Source organism: Streptomyces sp. NPDC058401 (assembly GCF_042722885.1).
Lineage (GTDB): Bacteria > Actinomycetota > Actinomycetes > Streptomycetales > Streptomycetaceae > Streptomyces.
The window spans coordinates 31,282-55,642 of record NZ_JBHXKA010000050.1; the positions used below are offsets into that span (position 1 = coordinate 31,282).

The window sequence follows — 24,361 nt, forward strand, 5'->3', positions numbered from 1 at the left end:
GGGCCCCGTTCGCGCATGCGTACGATGCGGAACGGGGTGCCATCCTGCCCCATGATCAACGCGGCGGATCGGGTGGGCCCGGTGCCTCGGTCGCGGCCGGGTCCAGGATCCGGTTGAGGAAGCCCCTGGTGCGCTCGTGCAGGGGAGCGCCGACCACCTGGGCCGCCGGTCCCTGCTCGACGATCACTCCGCCGTCCATGAACACCACCCGGTCCGCGACCTCGCGGGCGAAGCTCATCTCGTGGGTGACGACCATCATCGTCATGCCCTCGCCCGCCAGGACCCGCATCACCGCCAGTACCTCGCCGACGAGTTCGGGGTCCAGCGCCGAGGTCGGCTCGTCGAAGAGCATCACCTCCGGGCCCATCGACAGGGCCCTGGCGATCGCCACCCGCTGCTGCTGGCCGCCGGACAACTGGGCGGGGTACGCATCGGACTTGTCGGAGAGGCCGACGCGTTCGAGGTTCTTCCGGGCCACGGCCTCGGCCTCGGCCCTGCCCCGGCCCAGGACGCGGCGCTGCGGCAGGGTGAGGTTGTCGCGCACGCTCACGTGCGGGAAGAGGTTGAACTGCTGGAAGACCATCCCGATGCGGCGGCGTGCGGCGTCGATGTCGACGTCCGGGTCGGTGAGTTCGGTGCCGCCGACGAAGACCCGTCCCTCGCTGGGCTCTTCGAGGAGGTTCACACAGCGCAGCAGCGTCGACTTGCCCGAGCCGGAGGGGCCGATGACGCACACCACCTCGCCCCGGGCGATGTCGAGGTCGATGCCGCGCAGGACGTGGTTGGCGCCGAAGGACTTGTGCAGTCCCCGGATCTCGATCTCCGGTCCGTCCGTGGCCGTGGTGTCCACCGCTGGGGCCTCCTGTCGCATGTCTTCCTCACGCGGCCTTGTCCGCGCGGGCCTCCAGGCGGCGCACCACGAAGCTCAGCGGCACGGTCACCAGGAGGTAGCACAGGCCCGCGACCAGGATCGGGGTGGAGTTGGCGGTCTGGCTGGCGAGGTCCCGGCCGAATTTCGTCAGCTCGCGCTCGGACAGCGTCACGCCGAGGAACAGGACGAGCGAGGAGTCCTTGAACAGCAGGACGAGTTCGTTGGTGAGGGGCGGGATGACGATGCGGAAGGCCTGCGGGATGACGATCGAGACCATGGCGCGGGCGTGCGAGAAGCCCAGCGAACGGGCGGCCTCCATCTGCCCCTTGGGCACCGCCTGGATGCCGGCCCGGATCGTCTCCGCCATGTAGGCGGCGGCCACCAGTCCCAGCCCGATCGCGACCTTGCCGTACGTGCCGCCCGGGATCTCCGTACCGGGGAAGGCCAGGGGAACCGCCACGCCCACGAAGATGAAGATCAGCAGGGCCGGGAGCCCCCGGAACAGCTCGATGTAGACGCTCGCGACCCACCGGTACGGGGCCACGGAGGAGAGCCGCATCATGGCGATGACCAGACCGAGGACCAGGCCGAGGAGGAACCCGGACGTCGTGTAGATCACCGTGTTGCGCAGGGCCGTGGTGATGATGTCGGGGAAGAGCCGCAGCGCCAGGTCCTTCTGGGCGAACTGGTTCTGCAGTCTCCCCCAGTCCGCGGAGACGGCGATCAGGACCAGCACCGCGGCGAAGAGCGCGTACTGCAGTCCCTGCGAGACCCGGCGGCGCTGGCGCCGGGTCAGCCGGGAGGTCACGGGGTGGTCTGGGGCAGCGGGCCGATCCACTGCTCGTAGAGCTTCTTGTAGGTGCCGTCGGCCTTGGCCTCGGTGATCGCCTTGTCGATGGCGGCGAGGAGGGCGGTGTTGCCCTTCTTCACCGAGAAGCCGTACTGCTCACCGGTCTCGATGTTCTGGCCGAGGGTGAACTCGGCCGCGTTCTTGGGGTCCTTGAGCCAGCCCTGGACCACGGGGTAGTCGATGACGACCGCGTCCACCTGGCCGGTGCGCAGGCCGTTGATGACCGCGTCCGAGCTCTCGAAGGCGACGGGGTCGAAGCCCTGGGCCTTGGCGTAGCTCTCGCCGGTGGTCTCGGCCTGCGCACCCAGCTTCTTCGACTTCGCCTTGAGGTCGGCGAGCGAGGTCACGCCGCTCTTCTTGGTGGCGAGCAGCGCCTGGGTGGCGTCGAAGTAGGGGACGGAGAAGTCGACGTTCTTCTTGCGCTCGTCGGTGATCGTCATGCCGGCGGCCGCGAGGTCGCACTCGCCGGAGTTCAGGAAGGCTCCGGTCTTGAAGTTCTCGAAGGGGGTGTCGAGGACCTTCTGCTCGACCTGGAGCTTGCCCGCCACGAGGTCGACCAGGGCCACGTCGAAGCCGACGACCTTGCCGTCCTTCTCGAACTGGAACGGCGGATAGGGCAGGTGCGTGCAGGTCGTCAGTTTGCCCTTCTCCACCACGGGCACGCCGCCGGCCGCCTCGCTCGGGCCGTCACCGCCCGAGGAGCATCCCGCGACGAGGAACACACCCGCCGCCGCGGCCGCGGCGGCGCCGCGGATTCGGAAGCTGCCGGGGCGCTTGCGGTTTCCTCTGGCCGTCCGGAACACGGTGGACCTCCACGAGTGCGGGTCGAGCGGCGATCACGGAACGGGACCGTCCGCGGCGATCGTAAGCCACGGGCGGTGCCCGCTGAGGGATCTTCCGCCATGCGTTCCGGGGTGCGCCAGGGCGGATCCGGCCATGATCGCCCGGCCGCCCGGAGCAGCCGGTGCGTCCGGCTCCCGGGCGACCGTGGCGGGTCCGGCGACCGTGGCGGGTCCGGCGACCGTGGCGGGTCCGGCGACCGTGGCGGGGTCCGGGTCCGTACGGACCCGCCCGGTCTCACGCCCCCGCCGCTGCCTCCGCCGTGAGGGGGTCCAGCTCGCGGCGGCGCCGGCTGATCGAGTCGGGATCCCAGCCCGGACGGGGTACGGAGGCCAGCAGCAGCCGGGTGTAGGGGTGGCGGGGGTCGGTGAGGAGCTCGTCGACCGGGCGGTGTTCCATCGTGCGGCCCCGGTACATGACCAGCGCCTCCTCGCAGACGTAGCGGACGACGGCCAGGTCGTGGCTGACGAAGACCAGGCCGATCCCGGTGTCGCGCCGGATGTCGGAGAGCAGGTTGAGCACCTGCGCCTGGACGGAGACGTCCAGGGCGGACACCGCTTCGTCGAGCACCAGGACGGCCGGTTCCACGGCCAGCGCCCGGGCGATCGCGGCGCGCTGGCGCTGCCCGCCGGAGAGCCGGCGGGGCAGGGCGGCCGCCTCCCGGTCGCCGAGGCCGACCTGGGCGAGCAGCTCCCGTACCCGTGCGGCCCGGGCCGTCCGGTCGGACATCCCGTGCAGCCGGAGCACACCGTCGACCGTCTCCCCGATGCTCAGCCGCGCGTCCAGGGAGAGGTAGGGGTCCTGGAAGACGATCTGGACCGCCTTGGCGCGGGCCAGCCGGGCCGGCCTCCCCCGTACGGAGGCCGCCAGCGGCCGGCCCTGGACCAGGATCTCGCCCGCGTCGGGGCGTTCCAGGCCGATCAGCATCCGGGCCGTGGTGGTCTTGCCCGAACCGGACTCCCCCACGATGCCGAGCGCACCGCCGGCCCGCACGGAGAACGACAGGTCGTCGACGGCGACGACCTCCGTCCCGCCGGTCCGGTAGGTCTTTCGCAGTCCGGTCACCCGGAGCAGTTCCGGGGCGGTGTCCGTGCCGGACTCGGTGTTCCTGCCGGACTCGGTGTTCGTGCCGGACTCTGTGGTCAACGGTCCTCCTCCGACGCGGGGGTGGGGTCGGGCATGAGTTCGGCGGCCCGGTGGCAGGCGACCTCGGCCGGGCCGTGCCGCAGGAGCTGCGGCGGGGACTGGTCGCAGCGGCCCGGTTCGGCGAACCGGCAGCGGGGTGCGAAGGCACAGCCGGGGGCCGACTCCAGCAGGCCCATGGGGGCGCCGGGGATGGGGGTGAGGCGGCCGAGGGGGCCTTCGAGCGGTGGGGAGGAGCCGAGGAGGCCCGCCGTGTAGGGGTGCCGTGGGGAGGCGAAGAGTTCCGCCACGGGCGCCGTTTCGACGATCCGGCCCGCGTACATGACGTAGATCCGGTCGCTGACGGAGGCGGCGAGCTCGATGTCGTGGGTGATGAGGAGGAGTCCGAGTCCGCGTTCGCGCTGGAGCCGGCCGAGGACGGCCAGGATCTCGGCCTGGGTGCTGACGTCGAGGGCGGTGGTCGGCTCGTCGCAGAGCAGGAGCCGGGGCTCGGCGGTGAGGGCGGCGGCGATGACCACGCGCTGGAGCATGCCGCCGGAGAGCTCGTGCGGGAACTGGTTCAGGTGGCGGACGGGATCGGGCAGGCCGACCGCGTCGAGCAGTTCGGCGGCCCTGACGTTCGCCCGGGCCTTGGACCAGCCGTGTACGAGCCGCAGCGGTTCGGTGAGGAAGTCCCCGACGCGGCGCACCGGGTTGATGGCGGCCCGCGGGTCCTGGTAGATCATCGCCGCCTGGTTGGTGCGCACCTCGCGCAGCTGCTCGGGGGCGGCGCCGACCAGGTCGGTGCCCGCCACCCGGACCCGGCCGCCGATCTCGGCGCCCTGCGGGAACAGGCCGAGGGCGGCGCGGGCGGTGACGGACTTGCCCGAGCCGGATTCGCCGACCAGGGCGACGACCTCGCCGGCCGCGACGGTGAGGCTGACGCCGTCGAGGAGGGGGCGGGCCATCGCGGGGAGGGTGACGCGCAGGTCTTCGTAGTGGAGCAGTGTCATCGGGAGTCCCTCCCCGCGAGCCGGTCGCCGAGGTCTTCCCCGACTACGTTGAAGGCGACGACGACCAGGACGACCGCCACGGCCGGTGCGATCGCGGAGAGCGGCTGCCCCTGCAGGACGGCGGCCTGCCCCTGGTTGATCATGGCTCCCCAGTCGGGGGTGGGCGGCTGGACGCCGAGTCCGAGGAAGGAGAGGGCGGCGAGGTCGAGGAGCGCGTAGCCGAAGTTCACCGTCGACTGGGCGAGCAGGGTCGGGGCGATGTTGGGCAGCAGTCTGCGGACGGTGACGTACAGGGGCGAGTGGCCCTGCACCTGGTAGGCGGCGACGTAGGGCCGGGACTTCTCCCGGACGGCCAGGCCCCGTACGAGGCGTGCGGTGTACGGCATGTAGGCGAGGGCCATGGCGATCACCGGGGCCGTCATCCCCTTGCCGAACAGGGCCACCGCGAGGATCGCGAGGAGCAGTGCGGGGAAGGCGAACATGACGTCGAGGACCCGGCCGACGGCGGTGTCGATCCAGCCTCCGCGCCAGGCGGTGAACAGGCCGACGGCGACGCCGAGGACGGTGGAGAACAGGACGACGGCGAGCGGTCCGGCCAGGCTGGTGCGGGTGCCGACGAGCAGCGCCGAGAGGGTGTCGTGGCCGCCCTGGTCGGTGCCCAGCCAGTGCTGGGCGCTCGGCCCCAGGAGGGTGTCGCCGAGCTGTCCGAAGGTGGGGTCGTACGGGGCGATCCAGGGTCCGAGCAGGGCGATGAGCACGAAGAGGACGAGGAGCGTCAGGCAGGTCCGCTGGAGGCGGCTGCCGCCGAGGCGGCGCAGCCGGGCGAGCGGGTCGCGCCGGGTACGGGGGGTGGACGGGGGGCGGGGAGTGCTCGGGGTACGGGAAGTGCTCGGGGTACGGGTCGTGGCGCCCGCTTCGGGAAGGGTGCTCATCGGGCGCTCCCCGCCGCGGCCGTGCGCGGATCGATCAGTGGCTGGACCAGGTCCACGAGGGCGTTGACGACGACGAACGCGGCGACCACCAGCAGCACGATGGCCTGGACGACCTGGAAGTCGAGCTGGTCGACGGACTGCACCAGCAGGGAGCCCACGCCGGACATTCCGAAGGCGGTCTCGACGATCGCGGTGCTGACCAGCATGCCGGAGACGAGGAGGGCGGAGACGGTGACGATCGGTCCGAGCGCGTTGCGCAGCACGTGGCGCCGGATGACGGTGCGCCGTGGCGCTCCGCGGCTCAGCGCCACCTCCACGTGGTCGCGGCCCAGTTCGTCGAGCATGGCCGAGCGGGTCACCCGGGTCACCAGGGCGGTGAAGGTGACGGACAGGGCGGCCGCCGGGAGGATCACGTGGTGCAGCCGGTCCATGAGGCCTTCGCCGTTGCCGATGGTGGGGAACCAGCCCAGCTGCACTCCGAACACCGACCTGAGCAGCAGGGCGGCGACGAAGGCGGGTGCGGCGGCGCCCACGGTGACGAGCAGCATCAGGGAGCGGTCGGTGCGCGAACCCCGGCGCAGCGCGCCGATGATGCCGGAGCCGATGCCGAACACGGCGATCATCAGGCCGGATACGGCGATCAGCAGCATGGAGGAGGGCAGGCGCGACCAGATGACGGAGGAGACGTCCTGGTGGAAGAGGTAGGAGCGGCCGAAGTCGCCGTGCAGCACCCCTTCGAGCCAGTTCCAGTACCGGACCAGGAAGGGTTCGTCGAAGCCGTACTGGCTGCGCAGGGCGGCGAGGTCCTCGGGGCTGGGGCTGCGCCCCTTGATGAGGAAGCTCGCCGGGTCGCCGGGGGCGAGGAAGAGGGAGGAGAAGACGAGGAAGGAGGTGACGAGCAGGGTCGCCGCCATTCCGGCCAGGCGGCGCAGGACCCGTACGGCGCGGGCCGTCGCGGCCTTCGCCCCGGCTGTCGCCCCGGGCGTCGCCGCGGGCGTCGCCGCGGCCGTCATCCCTTGGCTCCGATCTCGGCCGCCCACGGGTAGTAGAGGTAGGCGATGGAGGGCTGGACGCCGGTGATCTTCTTGCCCATGAAGACGCTGACGGGGAGGGTGTAGAGGGGCAGCCAGGGCAGTTCGCGCGAGGCCACCTTCTGTGCCTCGGCGTTGGCGGCCGCGTGCTCGGCGGGGTCGTAGGCCCCGACGGCCTTCTCGACGGCGGCGTCGAAGGCCGGGTCGGACCAGTTGCCGTAGTTGCTGAAGGCTCCGGTCTCCAGCGAGGCGAACATGTCCAGCGGGTCGGTGATGGACGTGTACCAGAAGGTGAGGAAGAGGTCGATGCCCTCGCGGGCCGCGGGGTCGGTGAAGAGGGTGGTGTACTTCTCCGCGGAGAGGGAGTCGATCCGCGGCTTCAGTCCGATGGCGGTGGCGGCCTGGGCGACGGCCTGGGTGATGATCGTGGTCTGCGAGTCCAGCGGGCTGGTCGCGATCACGATCTCCTGGCCGTTCACTCCGGCCTCGGCGGCGAGCGCCTTGGCCTTGGCCGGGTCGTACGGGTACTTCGGCAGGTCCTTCAGGAGCGCTTCGCGGGTCGCGGGGGGCGCGTCGGCCCACAGGTTGTCGGTGACGAGCGAGTCGGAGACCTCGCCGACCCCGCCGGCGCCGGCCTTGACGATGCCCTTGCGGTCGGTGGCCATGAGGAGGGCCTGGCGGACCTTGGGGTTGCCGAGGGGGCCCTTGAGGTTGGCGACCACCTCGTCGGCGACGGTGGTGTTGCGGCCGAAGTAGAGCTTCCCGGCCTGGGTGGAGCCGAGTTGGGCGTAGGCGTTGGGCGGGACCATCCAGCCGCCGTCGACCTCTCCGCTCTGGAAGGCGTTGACGCGGGTGGTGGCGTCGGCGAGGAAGACGAACTTCACCTCGCCGGACTTGGCCTTCAGCTCCTGGTTCCAGTACCCGTCGAACCGCTTGAGGGTGAGGGACTGGCCGGAGGTCCAGGAGCCGAAGGAGAAGGGGCCGGTGCAGTTCACGCCGGTCTGCGGACTGCCGTAGTCCTTCCCGGACTTGGCCAGCGTGGCGGCCGACTCCACGGTGCCGGGTCCGGCGGCCAGGTACTTGTTGAAGGTGGAGTCCGGCTTGGTCAGCGTGACGGTGACTTCCATCGGGCCGGTCTTGTCTATGGACTTGACGTTCTTGTACTGGTTCGCCCAGACGCTGGCGGTCGCCGGGTCGAGGTTGCGGCTCAGGGAGGCGACGACGTCGTCGGCGGTGAGCGCCGTCCCGTCGTGGAAGTGCACGCCGGGGCGGATCTGGTAGACCCAGGTGGTGGGGGTGGGGTTGGTGTACGAGGCCGCGAGCCCCGGGGAGGTCGTCAGGTCGGGGTTCCAGCGCAGCAGGCTCTCGCAGACGTTGGAGAGGATCTGGTTGGGCGGGAAGTCGAAGGAGTAGGCGTAGTCGATGGTGGTCGGCTCCGCGTAGACGGACCAGGTGAAGGAGTCCAGGTTCCCGGTGGCGGCGGGCGTCCTGTCCGTGATCTTGTACGCGGTGGTCCGGTCCGCGTCCTTGCCGGGGGCGGCGCCGGTGCAGGCGCTCGTGACGAGCAGGGCGGCCGAGGCGAGGGCGGCGGCGGCGCCGTTGCGGAGGCGGCGGGTGCGGCGGCCGGGGCGCAGCGGGGATCCCGATCGGGTGGGTGACATCGTCTGACTCCCTGAGGGATGAGCTCGGTGGGGTGGGTGACGCTCGGCCGGTGGCGGCCCGGCCGGTGGCTGTGCGGGTGACGGTGCGGGGCGGTGCGGGGGCTGGTGCGGGGGCTGTACGAGGGCCGTACCGGGGTGGCCGTCGCTCAGTCGGTGGCGGCGAAGACCAGTTCGCCGTCGATGTACGTGCGCAGCACGCGGGTGTCGGCGATCTCCAGCGGGGGGTGCGCGAAGGGGTCGCGGTCGAGGACGACGAGGTCCGCGTACTTGCCCTCCTCGACGGTGCCGCTGACCTCGTCGAGGTGGTTCACCCACGCGCTGCCGGCGGTGTAGGCGGTGAGCGCCTGGGAGAGGGTGAGCGCCTGCTCGGGGAAGAACGGCGGCGCCGGTTCGAAGGTCTCGGCGGCATTGGGGGCCTCGTCGGGTACGGAGCGGTTGACGGCGACGTGGATGCCCCACAGCGGGTTGGGGCTGCTGACCGACCAGTCGCTGCCCGCGACGAGGCGGGCTCCGGCGCGCTGGAGGTCGCCGAACGGGTACTGGAGGCGGGCCCGTTCCGGTCCGAGGAAGGGGATCGTGAGCTCGTCCATCTGCGGTTCGTGGGCGGCCCACAGGGCCTGGATGTTGGCGGCCGCGTCCAGGCTCGCGAAGCGGGCGATGTCGTCCGGGTGGACGACCTGGAGGTGGGCGAGGTGGTGGCGGTTGTCGTTGGTCCCGTTGGCCTCGCGGGCTTCGGCGAGGGCGTCGAGCACCTCGCGCACGGCCCGGTCGCCGAGTGCGTGGAAGTGGATCTGGAAGCCCGCGCGGTCGAGCAGGGCCACGGCCGCGGTGAGCACCTTCGGGTCGATGAAGCTGAGGCCGGAGTTGTTGGTGGCGCAGCCGCAGCCGTCGAGGTAGGGCTCCAGCATGCCGGCGGTGAAGTTCTCGGCGATGCCGTCCTGCATCATCTTGACGCTGGTGGCGTTGAAGCGGCCGACCCGTCCGGTGCGGCGGCGCTCCTCGATGTCCGGTATCTGTTCCAGGCCGCGTTCGCGGTCCCACCACAGGGCGCCGACGACGCGGGCGCGCAGGGAGCCCTCGCGGGCGGCGCGCAGGTAGACGCCGTAGTTGTCGGGGTTGCCGGGGAAGGAGCCGATCATGGCGTCCTGCCAGCTGGTGACGCCGAGGGAGAAGAGGTGCTCCTGTGCGGCGAGGAGCCCGGCGAGCGCCTCGTCCGGGGTCGCGATGGGCACGTGGCGGGCCACCAGTTCCACGGCGCCCTCCTGGAGGGTGCCGGCCGGGCTGCCGTCCTCCTCCCGTTCGATCCGGCCGTCGGCCGGATCGGGGGTGGTGCGGTCGACGCCGGCGACGTCGAGCGCCCTGGTGTTGACCCAGGCACCGTGGCCGTCCCGGTTGGTGAGCAGGACGGGGCGGTCCGGGACCACCGCGTCGAGCATGGCGCGGGTCGGCGTGCCGCCGGGGAAGACGTCCATCGACCAGCCGCCGCCGCGGATCCAGGCCGCGCCGGGGTGGGCCCCGGCGAATTCCGCGACCACCGCGAGGTAGCCCTCGATGGTGCGTTCCTCGCTGAGGTCGCAGCCGAGCATCTGGACGCCGGCCACCGCGGGGTGCACGTGGGCGTCCTGGAATCCGGGGACGAGGAGTCCTCCCGCGAGGTCGACGACCTCGGTGTCGGCGTCCGCGAGCGAGCGGACGGCGGCCGCGTCGGCCACGGCGATGATCCGGCCGCCCGCGACGGCGACGTCGGCGTCGATCGGGGTGGGTGAGGTGCCGGTGAAGACCCGTCCCCCTACGAAGACGATGTCGGCACGCTGCCCGGTCGGCTGCCTGGTGTTGCCCATCGACGCATCCTTCGGCTCGGCGGGTGAGGCCCGCACGGCTGGTTCGTTGAGGAGGAGTGAACGGGAGCGCAACAATGTTGTCAACGGTGTTGCGCTGGCTCTGTTCCACATCGTTACACTGGCCCCACCATGCCGAAGTCATCCGACACACCCGCCCGGTCCAAGCGCGCGGGCAGCCAGCTCACACCCGACGCGATCATCGAAGCGAGCCTGCGCATCGCGGCTCGCGGCAGCGAGGACGCCTTCACCGTGCGGCGCCTCGGCGAGGAGCTCGGCGCCGACCCGACCGCGATCTACCGGCACTTCCGCGACAAGGACGAGCTGCTGCTGTCGGTCGCCGACCGCACGCTCGGCGAGGTGCTCGACAGCATCCCCGAGGGGCTCGACTGGAAGGACCGGCTGCGGGCGCTCGCCGACGGCTCCCTCGAAGTCGCGCTCCGGTACCCGGTGGTCGGCTCGACCATGGCCAGCCGGACCACCCGCAGGCCCAACGAGTTCCGGGTCGTGGAGCTGATCCTGGGCGCGGTGACGGAGGCCGGCCTCGACGGGGCGGAGGCGGCCGTCCACTACCGGATGGTCGGCGACTCCCTCCTGGCCTACGTCGGCCAGCGCGCCGCCTACCTGCTGTTCGACCCGGAGGTCCGGGCCGCCGACGAGTCCTCGTGGAACCGCGAGTACCGCCTGGTCGACCCGGCGGGCTTCCCCCACATCGCCCGGCTCGGCTCCCGGCTGGCCGAGGTCACGGACGAGCAGATCTTCGAGGCCAGGGTCGAGGCGCTGATCACCGCGATCGAGAACCGGGTCGCTTCCCTGCGCGGGGCCTGACCCGCGCAGGTCCTCCCGGGAACGCGGCGCGGCCCGGGATCAGGTGACGTACCTGGTCCCGGGCCGCGTGCACCCGCTCACCCGCCGGGCCGGAGCCCGCGCGGTCACCTCTTCGGGGTCAGCCGGTCCCACAGGAAGGTATGGACCAGCGCTTCGTTGAAGGCGGTCTGGCCGTGGTCGGTGGCGCCGGAGTGGCCGCCGCCGAGGTGCTCGTGGAAGAGCACGGGGTGTCCCGCCTCCCGCAGCCGGGCGGCCATCTTGCGGGCGTGCCCGGGGTGGACGCGGTCGTCGCGGGTCGAGGTCAGCAGGAGCAGCGGCGGGTACGGGGACCCGTCGGTCCGGACCTGGTGGTACGGGGAGATCCGCTCCAGGTGGGGCCGGTCGGCCGGGTTGTCGGGGTCCCCGTACTCGGCGGTCCAGCTGGCCCCGGCGAGCAGCTTGTGGAAGCGGAGCATGTCCATCAGCGGCACGTGGGCGACGACCGCGCCGAACAGCTCGGGGTCGCGGGTGAGCATCGCGCCCATGAGGAGGCCGCCGTTGCTGCCGCCTTCGATGCCGAGCTGGGCGGGGGTGGTGACGTCCCGGGCGATGAGGTCCCGGGCCACGGCCGCGAAGTCCTCGTAGGCCCGGACCCGGTTCGCACCGAGTGCGGCCTTGTGCCACTGCGGCCCGTACTCGTGGCCGCCCCGGATGCCCGCCACCACGTAGGTGCCGCCGCGCGCCAGCCAGGCGCGGCCGGTGACCGCGCTGTAGCCGGGGACCATGGAGATCTCGAAGCCGCCGTAGCCGTACAGCAGGGTGGGGCCGGGGCCGGTGCGGTCCTCGGGGCCGACGACGAAGTACGGGACCCGCGTGCCGTCCGCGGAGCGCGCGAAGTGCTGGTGGACCGTGAGGCCGGCGGTGTCGAACAGGGCCGGGCCCTGCTTGACGGTCTCGTCGGCGCCGGCCGGGGCGGTACCCCGGTAGAGGGTGGAGGGCTGGAGGTGGCCCGCGACGTTCAGGAAGAACTCGTCGCTCACGTCCGGGTCGGTTCCGGTGACGGAGGCCGTGGACAGCGGCGGAACCCCGGACAGCGGGGTGCGGCTCCAGCCGTCGGGGCCCGGCCCGGGGGTCAGGATCTCCAGCCGGGAGGAGACGTCGGCGCTGGTGGTGAGGATCAGGTGGTGGCGGGTCCAGCTCCAGCCCGCGAGGGCCGTGTGCTCGTCCGGGGTGAAGAGCACCGCCGCCTCCCGCGCGCCCGCCCGGAAGGCCTCGAAGTCGAAGGCGAGCAGGCTGCCCGCGACGTGGCCGAGCCACGGGGACTTCGGCGCGACGATCAGCCACTCGCGGTGGACGGAGGCCCCGGCGTCGTCGGGGACGTCGATCTTCTCGGGCGCGGCAGCCGGATCCCCGGTTCCGTCTCCGGGGAGGAGGAGCAGTTCCGCCTGCCAGAAGTCGATCTGGCGGTGGACGAAGTCCCGTTCGAAACCGGGGGTGTCATCGTGCCAGCCGGAGGCGGACAGGTCCGTCGGCCTGCCCTCGTAGACCGGTTCCGCCTCCGCGAGGGGGGTGCCGCGGCGCCACCGGCGGACCTGGAGGGGGTAGCCGGACGCGGACATGGAGCCGGGGCCGAAGTCCGTGCCGATCCAGACCCGGTCCCGGTCGATCCAGCCGATCCGGGTCTTGGCCTCGGCGACTTCGAAGCCTCCGGCGACGAACTCCCGCTCCTCCAGGTCGAATTCGCGCACCACGCAGGCGTCCGCGCCGTCCCTGGACAGCATCACCAGGGCGTGGCGGTGATCGGGGGCCAGCACGGCGCTGCCCGCCCAGGCCCACTTCTCGCCCTCGGCCTCGGCGAGCGCGTCCAGGTCCAGGACCGGCTCCCAGTCGGGCCGGTCCTTGCGGTACTCCTCCAGCGTGGTGCGCCGCCACAGACCGCGTACGTGGTCGGCGTCCTGCCAGAAGTTGTAGAGGTGGCGTCCCCGCCGGGTCGTGTACGGGATCCTGCCGTCGTCGTCGAGGACCTCGCGGACCTCCGATTCCAGCACCTTGAACCCGGGGTCCGAGGCGAGCGCGGACACCGTTTCTTCGTTGCGCTCGCGCACCCAGGAGAGGGCGGCCTCGCCGGTCACGTCTTCCAGCCAGAGGTAGGGGTCTTCATCGCTCATCCGCCGATTGTGCAGGATCGGGCGGCGGTCGCGAGTCGCTCTTGCCCGGCCCGGGCGGGACCGAAATTCGGTTGCCCGGGGAGGGGCGGGCGCCGACGATGGCCCCTCGTGAGCAGATCCCGTTTCGCCTCCGTACTGCCCGACCTGTCCCCGTTGCGGTCGAGCCCCGATTTCCGGCTGCTCTTCTACCAGGGCACGGTCACCTACTTCGGCTCCTTCATGGCCATGATCGCGCTTCCGCTGCAGATCAAGCACCTGACGGACTCGCCGCTCGCGGTCGGTGCGATGGGCGCGGTGGAGCTGCTCCCGCTGGTGGTCTTCGGGCTCTACGGCGGCGCCCTCGCCGACGCCGTGGACCGGCGGCGGCTGATCCTGCTGACCGAGGCCGGGCTCGGGGTGCTCGCCCTGGTGCTCCTGGTGAACTCGGCCCTGCCCACTCCCCTGCTGTGGCCGCTGTACGTGGTCGCGGCCTGCGTATCGGCGCTGACCGGCCTGCAGCGGCCGGCCATGGACTCCCTCATGGCGCGGATCGTGCCGCACGACCAGCTGACCGCCGCCGCCGCGCTGAACGGGCTGCGCTACCAGCTCGGGGCCATCGCGGGGCCCGCGGTGGCCGGGCTGGTCGTGGCCTACGCCGGGTACGCGCCCGCGTACGCGGTCACCGTGACGGGGTTCTTCGTCTCGGTGCTGCTGTGCCTGCGGCTGCGTCCGGCCCCGCCCGCGCGGGACGCCGAGCGGCCCTCGCTGCGCGGGATCGCCGAGGGGGCCCGGTACGCGTGGAGCCGGCCCGTGCTGCTCGGCACGTACGCCGTGGACCTGGCGGCGATGTTCTTCGCCTTCCCGAACGCCATCCTCCCCTTCCTCGCGGACGAACTCGACGCCGTGTGGGCGCTGGGGCTGATGTACGCGGGGGGCGCGGTGGGCTCGCTCCTGCTGGGGCTGACCAGCGGCTGGGCCTCGCGGGTACGCCGGCACGGGCTGCTGGTGGTGTGCGGCGCGGGGGTGTGGGGCCTGGCCATCGCGGCCGCCGGCTGGTCGGGGAACATCTGGCTGGTGCTCCTGTGCCTCGCGGTGGCCGGCGCGGGCGACATGCTCAGCGGGCTGGGGCGCGCCACGATCTGGAACCAGACGATCCCCGAGGAGCTGCGGGGCCGGCTGGCGGGCATCGAGGTGCTCTCGTACACCGTCGGCCCGCAGCTGGGCCAGGTCCGCGCGGGCACGATGGCCGGCTGGACCGGTACCCGCCCGGCCTTCTGGAGCGGCGGGCTCGCCTGCGTGGCCTCGGTGGCGGTGCTGGCCGCCCTGCTGCCGAAGCTGATCTCCTACGACGCGGACACCGACGAGGACGCCCTGCGGCAGCGGGCCGCGAAGGAGCCGCAGCCGAGCGGGGTCAAGGCCTGACCTCGTCAGCTCCCCTTCCGGGCGGCCGGGGTCGTGGCGGCCGGGGTCCTGGCGGTCAGGGTCGTGGCGGTCAGGGCCAGCAGCAGTCCGCCAGCCGCCGCGGCCAGCGCCGGGCCCGGGCCCCACAGCGTCCAGGCGGCGCCGAAGAGCAGGGAGCCCGCGAACCGCGCCAGGGCCTGCGCCGTCTGGAGCACCGCCAGCCCGGTGGTGCGCAGCCCCGGGGGCAGCAGCGGCCCGGCGGCGGCCATCAGCACCCCGTCGGTGGCCGCGTAGAACAGGCCGAGCAGGCCCAGCACGCCGAACACGAGCGGGGGCCCGGGCGGTACCGGAGCCAGGAGCAGCAGACAGGCGCCGAGCAGCAGCAGGTGGCCGCCGAGGAAGACCCGGTGGCGGCCCAGCCGGTCGGCGAGGCGTCCCACGGGCACGGCTGCGAGCAGGAACACGGCCGCGGTGCCGACCGGCAGCAGCGGGAACCAGGCGGCCGGCAGGTCCAGGCGCCGCTGGAGCAGCAGGTAGAGGAAGGCGTCCCCCACGGTGAAGAGGCCGAGCGCGGCGGCGGTGAGGCAGAGCCGCCGCAGGCCCGGGATCCGCAGCAGGCTCCGGGCCGAAGGCGTCCCGGCCGCCGGTGCGGGCGCGGGGCTCTCCCGTACGAACAGGGCCAGGACCAGCACCCCCAGCACCGCGAGGCAGCAGCTCACGGTGAAGACGGCCGCGTATCCGTCCACCGCCACCCACAGCACCCCGAAGGCGGCCAGCGGCCCCAGCAGGGCCCCGGCCGTGTCCAGCGCGCGGTGCACGCCGAAGGCGCGGCCGTGCTCCCCCGGCGGGCAGGACAGCGAGATCAGCGCATCGCGCGGGGCGGTGCGCAGGCCCTTGCCGGTCCGGTCGGCGGCGAGCACCGCCGCCACCGACCAGGGCGTGGTGACCGCGAGCAGGGCCGCCTTGCAGACGGCGGAGATCGCGTAGCCGGTGCCCGCGACGAGCTTGCGGCGCTGCGTGCGGTCCGAGACGCGTCCGCCCACGAGGCGCAGCAGTGCGGTGGCGCCCTGGTTCAGCCCGTCCAGGGCGCCGAAGGCGAGCGGGGACATCCCGAGTCCGACCACCAGGTACAGCGGCAGGACGGCGGTGACCATCTCCGCGGAGACATCCGTGACCAGGCTGACCATGCCGAGGGCGAGCACCGTGCCGGGGACGGCCCGCAGGGGGCCCTTCGGAGCCGCAGGGTCTGCGGCGATGTCCGCCGCACGGCTGGTCGACAGGTACACGGGTGCCTCCTTCAGAACCAGGTGAGGGTGAGGGGGAAGGTGGTGGTGGCGGTGGTCGGGGTGGTGTCGGTGGCGGTGGCGGTGATCTGGATCGTTCCGGTGGCCCAGGGTTTGCCGGTGATGCGGCCGGTGGCGGTGTCGAGGGTGAGGCCCCAGGGGAGTCCGGTGGCGGTGTAGCGGACGGGGGGGTTCCCGCCGGTGGTGGTGAGCTGGATGGTGCAGTTCTGGTTGAACTTGCAGCTTTGCGGGCCGGGGTTGGCCAGCTTCAGATCACCGGGCGTGGATGTGGGAGTGGGCGTCGGCGTGGGTGTGGGTGTCGGGGTGGGCGACGGGGTCGGGGTGGGGGTCGTGGAGCCGAACACCTCGGTGATCGGCTGGACGTTGGCGGCGTTGCCGGCGTGCGTCGCCGTGCCGAACAGGTCCTCGAAGGTGCGCAGCAGGTGGTGGTGGTTGAAGGCGGTGGCGTAGGTGCCCGTCTTGACGTTCGCCCCGTAGAAGACGGTGGCGATCTGGTTGGAGCCGAGGTAGTTGTCCTCGTCCCAGGTCAGGACCAGCAGGCTGTTGTTGGCCTTCGCCCACTGCGCGTAGGCGTCGATGTTGTTCTTCGTCCAGGTGTCGCCCGTGCCGACCGAGCAGGAGTGCATGTCGTTGCACTGGTTGGGGACGACGAAGGACAGGTTCGGCAGCGCCGCGAAGTTGTTCTGCGGGAACTGCGCCCAGGTCTTGCCGGTGTTGAGCGGCACGTTCTTGAAGGCGAACCACGGGTTGTGCTTCTGGGCGTACTGGCCGTTGGTGCAGGCCGTGGAACCCTCGCTGGGCAGGTCCTCGTTGTACGTCGTGAAGGTCTTGCCGGCCGCGATCAGTTCCTGGCCGAGGTTGGCGGCGGTCATCGACTGCGGGGTGTAGCAGCCGTCCCCTGTGATGCCCTGGGTGGCGCCGGAGAAGAGGTTGAAGTAGTTCGGCTGACTGGGGTGGGTGAGCGCCTTCATGCCGGTCAGGCTCGCGCCGCCGCCCGCGAGCTGGTTGATGTACGGGGCGTTGGCGCTGCCCATGATCTCGCCGTACTGCTTGTTCTCGTACACGACGACGACCACGTGGTCGTACGCGGGCAGGGCGGCCGCGGCCGCAGACGCCGCCGAACCACCCTCGGCCGCCTGGGAGTTGGCGACGGTGAAGGCGCCCAGCAGTCCGAGGGCGCCGAGGCCGGCGACCAGGGCGGAGCGGTGGAGCCGGTGTCTCGCGCGAGCGGTCCCGCTCGCGTTCTCTGTTGTCGGGGGGCTCAGGGGCAGGGGCAGGGGCATCGGTGGTTCCTCCTCGGGATGAGTGGTGTGGTGCTCGGGTCGGGGTCGGGGTCAGGATTCGGGGCGCGGCCTCAGGCCTCGCGGCGGGCCGCGCCGGCCACGGTGATGTTCAGGAACCGGGGCACCGGCAGCCCCCGGTCGCGGAAGTCCTCCGCGACCGCCGCCCGGACCGCCGTCAGCCGGGCGGCGGGAAGCAGGACCAGGACGCTCCGCCCGGGCCGCTGCCCGGGCGGCCAGGCGCTCAGGGCTCCGGCCCGGCGGGCGCACCCGACGGCCCGGGCCAGGTCGGCCATACGGTCCTGCGTGCCGTCGGGGCCCGGCCGCAGGGCGAGCAGCACCAGGCGGGAGCCGGACCCGGCGGGGTCGAAGACCACGTACCGCTGCCGCTGTCGCCGGGACTCCGGCCGGGGCGTGCCGTGGCCGAGCAGCAGGGCCCGGCCCGGCCGGGCGAAGAGGGCGCCCCGGCGCAGCGGGTCGTCGCCCTCGGGCAGCGCTTCCGCCATCAGCCGGGCCAGGCGCGCCCGGTCCGGGTCCTCGCCCGCCGGCGTGTGGACGTCGGCCAACGCGAGCGCCACCGCACAGTCGGCGGCCTCCTCGGTAGCCAGCCCGGCGGCCGGGGTGAGGGAGCCCTGCACGTGCAGGTCCGTCCCGCCCCGGCCGTACCCGGCCCGGGCCAGCGCGCGCAGCAGGGCGTACGGGCGGGCGGCCCAGTCCGGGGTGTCGGGCGGCGGCCCGGTCAGGGTCAGCGGCAGGTCGCAGGCATCCGCCGGGTGGGCCAGGGAGCTGAGGCGGACCAGGCCGTCGGTGCGCGGGGCCGCCGCGGCCGCCACGGGCCAGCCGGCTGCCGCGACGAGACCCGGGGAGCCCAGGTGGAAGGCGTACGGGGCGCTCCAGACGGCGGCCGGGGGCCGGCCGTGGGCCGCCTCCAGGGCGTAGGCGACCAGGCGGAAGAGCGGGTCCGCGGTGGCCCGGCGGGCGAGGTCGCCTCCGGCGGGTGCCGCGGGGCCGGATGCGGCGGGGCCGGATGTGGCAGGGCCTGATGTGGCGGGGCCGGATGCGGCAGGGCCTGATGTGGCGGGGCCGGCTCCGGCGATACCGGCCTCCGCCGGGGGCGGGCCGGTCTGTGCGCCGGGGCCCGTCACCGCTCGTCCTTGCGGGCCAGCATGCGGTAGGCGTTGCCGCCGTCCGTGTGGCGAGCCGCGGCGGTGCGCAGCCCGTCGAGCACCGCCGCGGCGGCGAAGCAGGGCAGCGAGGCCAGCCGTACGGCGCCGGTGAGGGCGCGCCGGGCGGTGGTGGCCGGGGGACCCCAGGGCCGGTCCGGGTCGGGGGCCAGCCGGGTCGCGGTCAGGGCCACCGCACCGAAGAAGTCGTTGCCCTGGTGGGCCGGCCCGTGCTCCTCGGCGAGGACGGTGAAGCCCCGGTCGGCCAGCGCCTCGCGCAGGTTGGAGGAGGGGATCAGGTGCTGGTGCTGCGGCTGGAACCAGGGCAGCCAGGCCGGTCCGAGCAGCTTGGCCATCCGCGACTCGGGGTCGGGGAGTTCGATGGCGAGGTGGCCGCCGGGGGCGAGGACGGCGGCCGCCGTGTCCAGTTCCGCGAGCGGGTCGCGGGTGTGCTCCAGGTAGTGGTACATGCTGACGACCTCGTACTGGCCCGCCAGTTTCACCGCGAACTCCGGGAACTGGCCCTGGTGTCCCGTCTCCACCCAGCCGCGCCGCTCGGCCTCGCGGACCCCGTCGCCCATGTCCAGGCCGTCGAAGCGGGTGTCGGGCCAGACGGTGCGGGCCGCGTTGCAGAAGTGGCCGTGTCCGGTGCCGACGTCGAGCCAGGACACGGGGTCGGTGTGCGGGCGGAGCATCTCGGCCCGGGCCCGGTAGACGGCGCCGAGGCGGCCGAAGACGGTGGCGGCGCCCTCGCCGCCGCGGCCGTCGTAGAAGTCGCGGTAATAGAACTCCAGCCCCTCCGGGGAGAGCCGGGGGTTCTGGAACACGTGCCCGCAGGCCCCGCACTGTTCCAGGGTGAACCGGCCGGGCTTGCCCTGGAGCAGATCGGGCACCCGGACCCGGACGGTCAGTTGCCCGGAGCCGCACCAGGGGCAGTCCGGCCGGCGCGGTTCGAGGAACCGGTCGGTCCCGGCGGCCAGGTCGGCCCGGTACGCCCGGACGGACTCGGCGCGGGCGGACTCTGCGCGGACGGACTCTGCGCGGGCTGCTTCTGCCCGGCCCGTCGTTTCCGTCGCCTTGCCGGTCCGCGCCGTCGTGCCGGGTGCGGCGGCCGGGCTGTTCGCCGGTACGGCGGCACCGGGTCGGGCCGTACGGGCCGTCGCGGCGGCCGTGCGCACGGCCGCGCCGAGGGAGCGTACGGGACGGGCGGCCGTGGCCCGGGCGAGGTCGCCGGGGCGCAGGGGCGCGCCGGGGCGGCCGAGGGCGAGGGAGGGCTGGAGCCAGTACAGCCCCGCGGCGGCGGCCCCCCACCGGCCCTGGCGCAGGGCGACTCCGGCCAGGAGGGCCAGTCCGGCGAGCTGGGCGGCGGCGAGTGCCCCGGGCGGCAGTCCCTGGGCCCGTAGTTCGGCCGCCCGTGCCGGTCCGCCCGCGCCGGCGAGCGGTCCGCAGCTCAGGGTGGGTGCGATGGCCAGTCCCGTGGCGTCGGCGGCGTACTCCTTCACGCGCCGGGTGACGGCCATGAGGTCCGCCGGAGTGGCGTCCGGGCCCGCCGGGTCCACCCCGGCCCGGGCGAGCACCTCCTCGGCGACGAGCACGGCGAACCCGGCCCCGCGCCCCTCGCCGAGCCGGTCCTGCCGGTAGCCGGCCGGGTCGACCATGCGCAGCAGACCGAGCACCCGCTCGGTGGGCAGGTCACCGGGGAGCAGGTCCAGTACCCGCAGCCCCTCCCGGTCGGCGTGCGCGCAGGCGGCGAGGAAGGTGGCCGCGTCGGCCTCGACCCCGCCCGCGGTGAGCAGCCGCCAGCCCGCGGCGCGCGGCAGCCCGGAGTCCGCGGGAGCGACCGTGCGCAGCACCGGGACCGCGCGCAGCCGGCGGGCGGTGCGTACGGTGCCGGCGCCGAGGGCGGCGAGCAGGAGGGCGGAGGTCCACCGGCCGCCGGACGGGAGCGGGGGCAGGGCACGGGGGCTCCGGGCACGGAAAGGGAGCGGGGAGCGCGTCACAGGAGTTCCTCCAACCGGTCGGCCGCGGCGGCGGCGCCGCCGGCCGCGGCGAATGAGGCCTGGATCCGCCGGGCACCTCTGCGGTGGCCGGGTTCGTCCAGGACGGCCGTCAGCGCGTCGCGCAGTTCCTCGGCCCGGGTCCGGCCGAACCGCACCCGTACCCCGGCGCCGGCCTCCACGACCTGCCGGGCGACGATCGGCTGGTCGTCGCGGATCGGGGCGACCACCAGCGGCAGCCCGTGCGCGAGGGTCTCGCACACGGTGTTGTGGCCGCCGTGGCAGACGACCGCGTCCAGGTGGCGCAGGAGCTCCAGCTGCGGGACGCTGTCGCGCAGCAGTACGTTCCCGGGAACCGCCCCGACCAGCGGAGCCGGGGCCGTCAGGACCAACTGGACGTCTGCGTCGAGGCGTTCGGCGGCTCCCAGGACGGCGCCGTAGAACCGGCCCCCGGCCTCCTGGTTGAGGGTTCCCAGCGAGACGAGCACCCGTCGCCGCTCCGGGTCCAGCCGTTCCCAGGGGAAGCGGGGAGCGGGCGGCCGGGCCCCGAAGGCCGGGCCGACGAAGGCGTAGTGCGGCGGGAACTTCCGCTCCCCTCCGACCAGTTCGCGGCTGGAGAAGACCAGGACCAGCCGTTCGGAGAACCGGGGGTCCCACGGGTCCGCGGCCGGTCCGGGATCACCCCCGCACTCCGCGAGCAGTCCGGCGATCTGCGCGGCCACCCACTCCCCGACCTTCGGGAAGTCCGCGAAGGGGAGGGTGAGTTCCGCCGAGGTGCTGGCGGAGGTCGCCCAGGGCACCCCGAGCCGTCGCGCGGCCACCGGTCCGGCCAGGGCCTGCTGATCGGCGACGAGCACGTCCGGCCGGAAGGTCCCGACCGCCCGGACCACACCGGGGAGCATCGCCCTGGCCAGTGGGACCAGTGCCTCCTCCCAGAGGAACCGCAGCGCCCCGACCCCGCGCAGATCGCGCCAGCGGGTGTGCAACAGGGCGTAGTCGCCGCCCGCTTCGGCGCCGGCGGACAGGATCCGGGCGTGCTCGGGGAGCAGCCGGGACAGGGCCCCGGGCGGGCCGGTCCAGGCGACCTCGTGTCCGCGGGCGGCCAGTTCGGCGCCGACCGCCACGGTCGGATTGATGTGCCCCGCGAGCGGCGGCACCGTGAAGAGCACCCTCATCGGACCAGTGCTCCCGCCATGGCCGTGGTGTCGAGGTGGGCGAGTACGGCCGCCCGCAGTGCACCGCTGCTCTCCTTCAGCACGTCGTGCCCGAGGCCCGGCAGGATCTCGACGGCGGTGACGCGCGGGGCGTGGCGGGCCAGTTCCAGGGCGCCCGGGACCAGTTCGGAGTGCTCGCCGCAGACGATCAGGACCGGGCAGCGCAGTCCGGCGTAGTCGGCGGGGGTGAAGGTGCGGCTCGCCGCGATGTCGTCGATGAGGGTGGTGCGGTTGAGCAGGTCGTCGGCGATGGCCGTGAGGTTGGCCGCCTTGCGCAGCCGCAGGGTGAGCAGTTCGGCGGGTACCGCGCTGTCCTCCAGGCCGAGGGCGGCGGCCGACAGGGTGTCCACCATGTTGTCCACCCAGGCCCCGCTGAGCGGGGGTTCGAGCAGGGTGAGCCCGGCGACGAGGTCGGGCCGGGCCAGGGCGGCGTGCAGCGCCAGGGTTCCGCCGTAGCTGTTGCCGACCAGGTGCACCGGGCGGCGCCCGAGGCCGAGGGCACCGAGCAGGTCGAAGAGGTCCCGCACGGCGGTGCGGCTGTCGTAGCCGGTGGCCGGCCGCTCGGTACGGCCGTGGCCGCGCAGGTCATAGAGGACCACCTCGTGCCCGGCCCGGGCCACCGGGACGGCCAGGGGGCAGTAGAAGGAGGAGAGGTTGTCGACGACCAGCCCGTGCAGGAACACCACCACGGGGCGGTCGGAGGCGTCGGGGCCGTCCGCGTGTGCGGTGGCCGGGAGTTGCTGGACGTGGAAGCGGACGGTGCCCGCGGGAACGAAGGCCATGGCGGGCTCAGCCGTCCGATCCGGTCGCGGCGGGGGTTCCCGCCGGGGCTCGGGTGAGGGAGGTGCGGGCCCGGGTGAGGGAGGTGGGGGTGCGGGAGGCATGGGCGCTCAGGGAGGCGTGGGTGATCCGGCCGATGTGCGTGACGAGTTCGCCCACGGACATGGCGAGGATGCCGTCCATGTCCTTCTCGGACAGGAAGCCCATCAGGTCGACGCCGGCGCCGTAGCGGTGGTGGAGGAGCTCGGCGAGGGCGACGAACTCGATGCTCTCCAGGGCGAGGTCCTCGTTGAACGTCGTCTTCATCGTGACCTCGTCCGCGAGGAGGTGCTCGTCGCCGACGATCTCCACGAGCATGCTCGTGATCTCGGCGAGGATGTCAGCTGCCATGACTGGTCTCCGTGAGGTGGAAGGGGACGGGGGAGGACGGAGTCGCGGGCCGGTCGGTCCAGGCGACGACGTGACCGGAGCGGTCTGCGTGATCTGGGTGATCTGCGTGATCTGGCTGATCCCGGTGGCCGGGGTGGCCGAGTGGCGCGGCCGTGAGCATGGTGGTGCGGACCGGGTACGGGTGCCCGTCCGGGGAGAGCACGCGCAGTTCGCCGGAGTCCGGGTCGCCGCTGGTCCGCCAGTCGCGCGGGCGGCCTCCGAGTCCGGTTCCGGCGGCCTTGGCGGCCGCCTCCTTGGCGCACCAGAGAGCGGTGAGCGCGGCCGGCAGTCCGGTGCCCTCCCGGGCCGCCAGCCGCTCGGCGAGGCCGAGTTCGCCCGGTGCCAGGGCGATGCGGATCAGCGCGTCCGGGTCGGTGGTCACCTGTTCCACGTCGATGCCGACCGGAAGGTGCGGGTGGGCGAGGGCGACGGCGATCCGGTCCTTGTGGGCGATCGTCAGCCGGACTCCCCCGGCCAGCGCTCCCCCGGCGAGGGGCCGCCCGGCCGGGTCGTTTCCGATGGGCACCTCGGCGGGGAAGACCGGCCCGGCTCCGGCGTCCCAGAGCAGGTGGCGCAGCGCGTCCTTGGCCGCGATCCGGCCCAGCAGCCAGGGCGCCCGGGCACGCGGCGCCAGCCGCTCGTAGGCCGTGCGCTCGTCGGCGCCGAGGTAGCGGCGCATGACCAGCTCCTGCGAGGCGGGGTCGGTCCAGCGGCGCCGGGCCAGGCACCAGCCCTCGGGGCGGGGTTCGCCGATGCCGCAGACCTCCGGGGTGAACTTCATCGGCCAGACCCGCTCGTCGGCGCCGAAGCGGCGGTACGTCCAGCCGTCGATCCGGGCCCACACCCGGCCGTCGGCCCGCAGCAGCTCGATGTCACCGCGCACGGTGACATCGCGGACCTCGCGGATCCGGGCCGTGGCCTCGACGAGCTCGTACGGGGCGGGCGGCGGCCCCGAGAAGCGAATGGTGTCCACCGTGGCCGGGAACACCAGCCGGTCCACGGGCAGCCTCAGCTGCATCCAGTGACCGAAGAGCTGCCCGGCGGCATCGAGCAGCGCCCCGGGGTCGGGCAGCGCCCGCAGCACACCGCGGATGCCGTCCGCGGCGACGGCCCGCACCTCGTGCACCCCGGCGAAGCGGGGGCCGTGGAACATCCACCGGTCCCGGTAGAGGGCCTCGGCACTGACCGGAGCCGGCCCCGGATCGCTCAGCGGGGTGGGATCGGGGCCCGGCAGCGGCTCGTACCGCTCGCCGAGCAGCACGAACACGTCGGCGTACTCCCCCAGGGTGACGCGCACCCGGCCCGGTCCGGCGGGCCGGACGGTGACCTCCAGGTCGAGGGCCGGCTCCACGGGGAGCCAGCGCAGGGCCCGTACCCGTTCGTAGCCGATGACGGCCAGGCCGGGCGGTGCGTCGCGCAGCGCGGCCTCGGCCGCCAGCTCCAGCATGGTCGTCATGGGCACGACGGGGAACCGGTCGGAATCCTCCGGCCAGCCGTCGGGCTGCAGGTACACGCAGTGGTCCCGTACGTAGGGCAGCGCGGCGAGGGAGAGGCGCAGGGTGTGACTCCCGGCCGCGACCACGGGGCCCCAGACCGAGGGCGCCCGCGGGTGGGTAAACGCGGCCGCCCACACGGGGGGGTAGGTGGGGTGTGCGGGGGCGCGCCCCCGGGGCGGGGCGGG

20 protein-coding genes are annotated in these 24,361 nt (G+C 73.6%); 2 read left to right on the plus strand and 18 right to left on the minus strand.

What is annotated here, in order from left to right:
* Nucleotides 1–55: 55 nt before the first annotated feature.
* From ACFWNV_RS19945 to ACFWNV_RS19985, 9 genes are all read right to left on the minus strand, one after another.
* Nucleotides 56–871: an amino acid ABC transporter ATP-binding protein gene (locus tag ACFWNV_RS19945; RefSeq protein ID WP_383948487.1), complete on the minus strand. Its 816-nt coding sequence runs from the start codon at nucleotides 869–871 to the stop codon at nucleotides 56–58.
* A 7-nt stretch (nucleotides 872–878) separates the two neighbouring features.
* The gene (locus tag ACFWNV_RS19950) at nucleotides 879–1,709 is read right to left on the minus strand and encodes an amino acid ABC transporter permease (protein ID WP_383948490.1); all 831 of its coding nucleotides are present in this window, start codon (nucleotides 1,707–1,709) and stop codon (nucleotides 879–881) included.
* Nucleotides 1,676–2,524: an ABC transporter substrate-binding protein gene (locus ACFWNV_RS19955; RefSeq protein ID WP_383948493.1), complete on the minus strand. Its 849-nt coding sequence runs from the start codon at nucleotides 2,522–2,524 to the stop codon at nucleotides 1,676–1,678. Before ACFWNV_RS19955 ends, ACFWNV_RS19950 begins: the two co-directional genes overlap by 34 nt.
* Nucleotides 2,525–2,798: 274 nt before the next feature.
* Nucleotides 2,799–3,707 (minus strand): ATP-binding cassette domain-containing protein, encoded by a 909-nt coding sequence (locus ACFWNV_RS19960; RefSeq protein WP_383948496.1) that lies wholly within the window; start codon nucleotides 3,705–3,707, stop codon nucleotides 2,799–2,801.
* Nucleotides 3,704–4,696, minus strand: coding sequence for an ABC transporter ATP-binding protein (locus ACFWNV_RS19965; protein ID WP_383948499.1), 993 nt, complete (start codon nucleotides 4,694–4,696; stop codon nucleotides 3,704–3,706). The genes ACFWNV_RS19960 and ACFWNV_RS19965 overlap by 4 nt, the downstream gene beginning before the upstream one ends.
* Nucleotides 4,693–5,628, minus strand: coding sequence for an ABC transporter permease (locus ACFWNV_RS19970; RefSeq protein ID WP_383948502.1), 936 nt, complete (start codon nucleotides 5,626–5,628; stop codon nucleotides 4,693–4,695). Before ACFWNV_RS19970 ends, ACFWNV_RS19965 begins: the two co-directional genes overlap by 4 nt.
* Entirely contained in the window at nucleotides 5,625–6,641 is a 1,017-nt protein-coding gene (locus ACFWNV_RS19975) for an ABC transporter permease (protein ID WP_383948505.1), read from the minus strand. The genes ACFWNV_RS19970 and ACFWNV_RS19975 overlap by 4 nt, the downstream gene beginning before the upstream one ends.
* Complete coding sequence (locus ACFWNV_RS19980) at nucleotides 6,638–8,320, minus strand: ABC transporter substrate-binding protein (RefSeq protein WP_383948508.1); 1,683 nt, start codon at nucleotides 8,318–8,320, stop codon at nucleotides 6,638–6,640. The genes ACFWNV_RS19975 and ACFWNV_RS19980 overlap by 4 nt, the downstream gene beginning before the upstream one ends.
* A 146-nt stretch (nucleotides 8,321–8,466) precedes the next feature.
* Nucleotides 8,467–10,161, minus strand: coding sequence for an amidohydrolase (locus tag ACFWNV_RS19985; protein ID WP_383948511.1), 1,695 nt, complete (start codon nucleotides 10,159–10,161; stop codon nucleotides 8,467–8,469).
* A 129-nt stretch (nucleotides 10,162–10,290) separates the two neighbouring features.
* On the opposite strand from ACFWNV_RS19985, the gene ACFWNV_RS19990 reads away from it, so the two are divergent.
* Nucleotides 10,291–10,986 carry a TetR/AcrR family transcriptional regulator gene (locus ACFWNV_RS19990; protein WP_383948514.1) on the plus strand — a complete coding sequence of 232 codons (696 nt, stop codon included), beginning with the start codon at nucleotides 10,291–10,293 and terminating at the stop codon, nucleotides 10,984–10,986.
* A 104-nt stretch (nucleotides 10,987–11,090) separates the two neighbouring features.
* Here the strand turns inward: ACFWNV_RS19990 and ACFWNV_RS19995 are convergent, their stop codons facing one another.
* Complete coding sequence (locus tag ACFWNV_RS19995; RefSeq protein WP_383948516.1) at nucleotides 11,091–13,133, minus strand: prolyl oligopeptidase family protein; 2,043 nt, start codon at nucleotides 13,131–13,133, stop codon at nucleotides 11,091–11,093.
* Nucleotides 13,134–13,241: 108 nt separating this feature from the next.
* Here ACFWNV_RS19995 and ACFWNV_RS20000 point away from each other — a divergent pair, with 108 nt between their 5' ends.
* Nucleotides 13,242–14,534 carry an MFS transporter gene (locus tag ACFWNV_RS20000; protein ID WP_383948519.1) on the plus strand — a complete coding sequence of 431 codons (1,293 nt, stop codon included), beginning with the start codon at nucleotides 13,242–13,244 and terminating at the stop codon, nucleotides 14,532–14,534.
* 5 nt (nucleotides 14,535–14,539) lie between these two features.
* Here ACFWNV_RS20000 and ACFWNV_RS20005 read toward each other — a convergent pair whose 3' ends face one another.
* The 8 genes from ACFWNV_RS20005 to ACFWNV_RS20040 form a co-directional block, all read right to left on the minus strand.
* Nucleotides 14,540–15,799 (minus strand): MFS transporter, encoded by a 1,260-nt coding sequence (locus ACFWNV_RS20005; protein WP_383948522.1) that lies wholly within the window; start codon nucleotides 15,797–15,799, stop codon nucleotides 14,540–14,542.
* An 11-nt stretch (nucleotides 15,800–15,810) separates the two neighbouring features.
* Nucleotides 15,811–17,100 carry an alkaline phosphatase family protein gene (locus ACFWNV_RS20010; RefSeq protein WP_383948525.1) on the minus strand — a complete coding sequence of 430 codons (1,290 nt, stop codon included), beginning with the start codon at nucleotides 17,098–17,100 and terminating at the stop codon, nucleotides 15,811–15,813.
* A 71-nt stretch (nucleotides 17,101–17,171) separates the two neighbouring features.
* On the minus strand, nucleotides 17,172–18,242 hold the full coding sequence (locus ACFWNV_RS20015) for a galactokinase (protein WP_383948527.1): 1,071 nt from the start codon (nucleotides 18,240–18,242) through the stop codon (nucleotides 17,172–17,174).
* Entirely contained in the window at nucleotides 18,239–20,260 is a 2,022-nt protein-coding gene (locus tag ACFWNV_RS20020) for a methyltransferase domain-containing protein (RefSeq protein WP_383948530.1), read from the minus strand. Before ACFWNV_RS20020 ends, ACFWNV_RS20015 begins: the two co-directional genes overlap by 4 nt.
* The gene (locus ACFWNV_RS20025; protein WP_383948533.1) at nucleotides 20,257–21,432 is read right to left on the minus strand and encodes a glycosyltransferase; all 1,176 of its coding nucleotides are present in this window, start codon (nucleotides 21,430–21,432) and stop codon (nucleotides 20,257–20,259) included. The genes ACFWNV_RS20020 and ACFWNV_RS20025 overlap by 4 nt, the downstream gene beginning before the upstream one ends.
* Nucleotides 21,429–22,253: an alpha/beta fold hydrolase gene (locus tag ACFWNV_RS20030; protein ID WP_383948535.1), complete on the minus strand. Its 825-nt coding sequence runs from the start codon at nucleotides 22,251–22,253 to the stop codon at nucleotides 21,429–21,431. The genes ACFWNV_RS20025 and ACFWNV_RS20030 overlap by 4 nt, the downstream gene beginning before the upstream one ends.
* A 7-nt stretch (nucleotides 22,254–22,260) precedes the next feature.
* Complete coding sequence (locus ACFWNV_RS20035; protein WP_383948538.1) at nucleotides 22,261–22,641, minus strand: acyl carrier protein; 381 nt, start codon at nucleotides 22,639–22,641, stop codon at nucleotides 22,261–22,263.
* A partial coding sequence (locus ACFWNV_RS20040) for a 4'-phosphopantetheinyl transferase superfamily protein (RefSeq protein WP_383948540.1) occupies nucleotides 22,631–24,361 on the minus strand: 1,731 nt, incomplete at its 5' end. The genes ACFWNV_RS20035 and ACFWNV_RS20040, both read right to left, overlap by 11 nt.

Coding starts and splice junctions, on each gene's coding strand:
- ACFWNV_RS19975 (WP_383948505.1), bottom strand. CDS start 6,641: ATGACGGCCGCGGCGACGCCCGCGGCGACGCCCGGGGCGACAGCCGGG.
- ACFWNV_RS19985 (WP_383948511.1), bottom strand. CDS start 10,161: ATGGGCAACACCAGGCAGCCGACCGGGCAGCGTGCCGACATCGTCTTC.
- ACFWNV_RS19990 (WP_383948514.1), top strand. CDS start 10,291: ATGCCGAAGTCATCCGACACACCCGCCCGGTCCAAGCGCGCGGGCAGC.
- ACFWNV_RS19965 (WP_383948499.1), bottom strand. CDS start 4,696: ATGACACTGCTCCACTACGAAGACCTGCGCGTCACCCTCCCCGCGATG.
- ACFWNV_RS19995 (WP_383948516.1), bottom strand. CDS start 13,133: ATGAGCGATGAAGACCCCTACCTCTGGCTGGAAGACGTGACCGGCGAG.
- ACFWNV_RS19945 (WP_383948487.1), bottom strand. CDS start 871: ATGCGACAGGAGGCCCCAGCGGTGGACACCACGGCCACGGACGGACCG.
- ACFWNV_RS20010 (WP_383948525.1), bottom strand. CDS start 17,100: ATGCCCCTGCCCCTGCCCCTGAGCCCCCCGACAACAGAGAACGCGAGC.
- ACFWNV_RS20035 (WP_383948538.1), bottom strand. CDS start 22,641: ATGGCAGCTGACATCCTCGCCGAGATCACGAGCATGCTCGTGGAGATC.
- ACFWNV_RS19970 (WP_383948502.1), bottom strand. CDS start 5,628: ATGAGCACCCTTCCCGAAGCGGGCGCCACGACCCGTACCCCGAGCACT.
- ACFWNV_RS20030 (WP_383948535.1), bottom strand. CDS start 22,253: ATGGCCTTCGTTCCCGCGGGCACCGTCCGCTTCCACGTCCAGCAACTC.
- ACFWNV_RS20025 (WP_383948533.1), bottom strand. CDS start 21,432: ATGAGGGTGCTCTTCACGGTGCCGCCGCTCGCGGGGCACATCAATCCG.
- ACFWNV_RS19980 (WP_383948508.1), bottom strand. CDS start 8,320: ATGTCACCCACCCGATCGGGATCCCCGCTGCGCCCCGGCCGCCGCACC.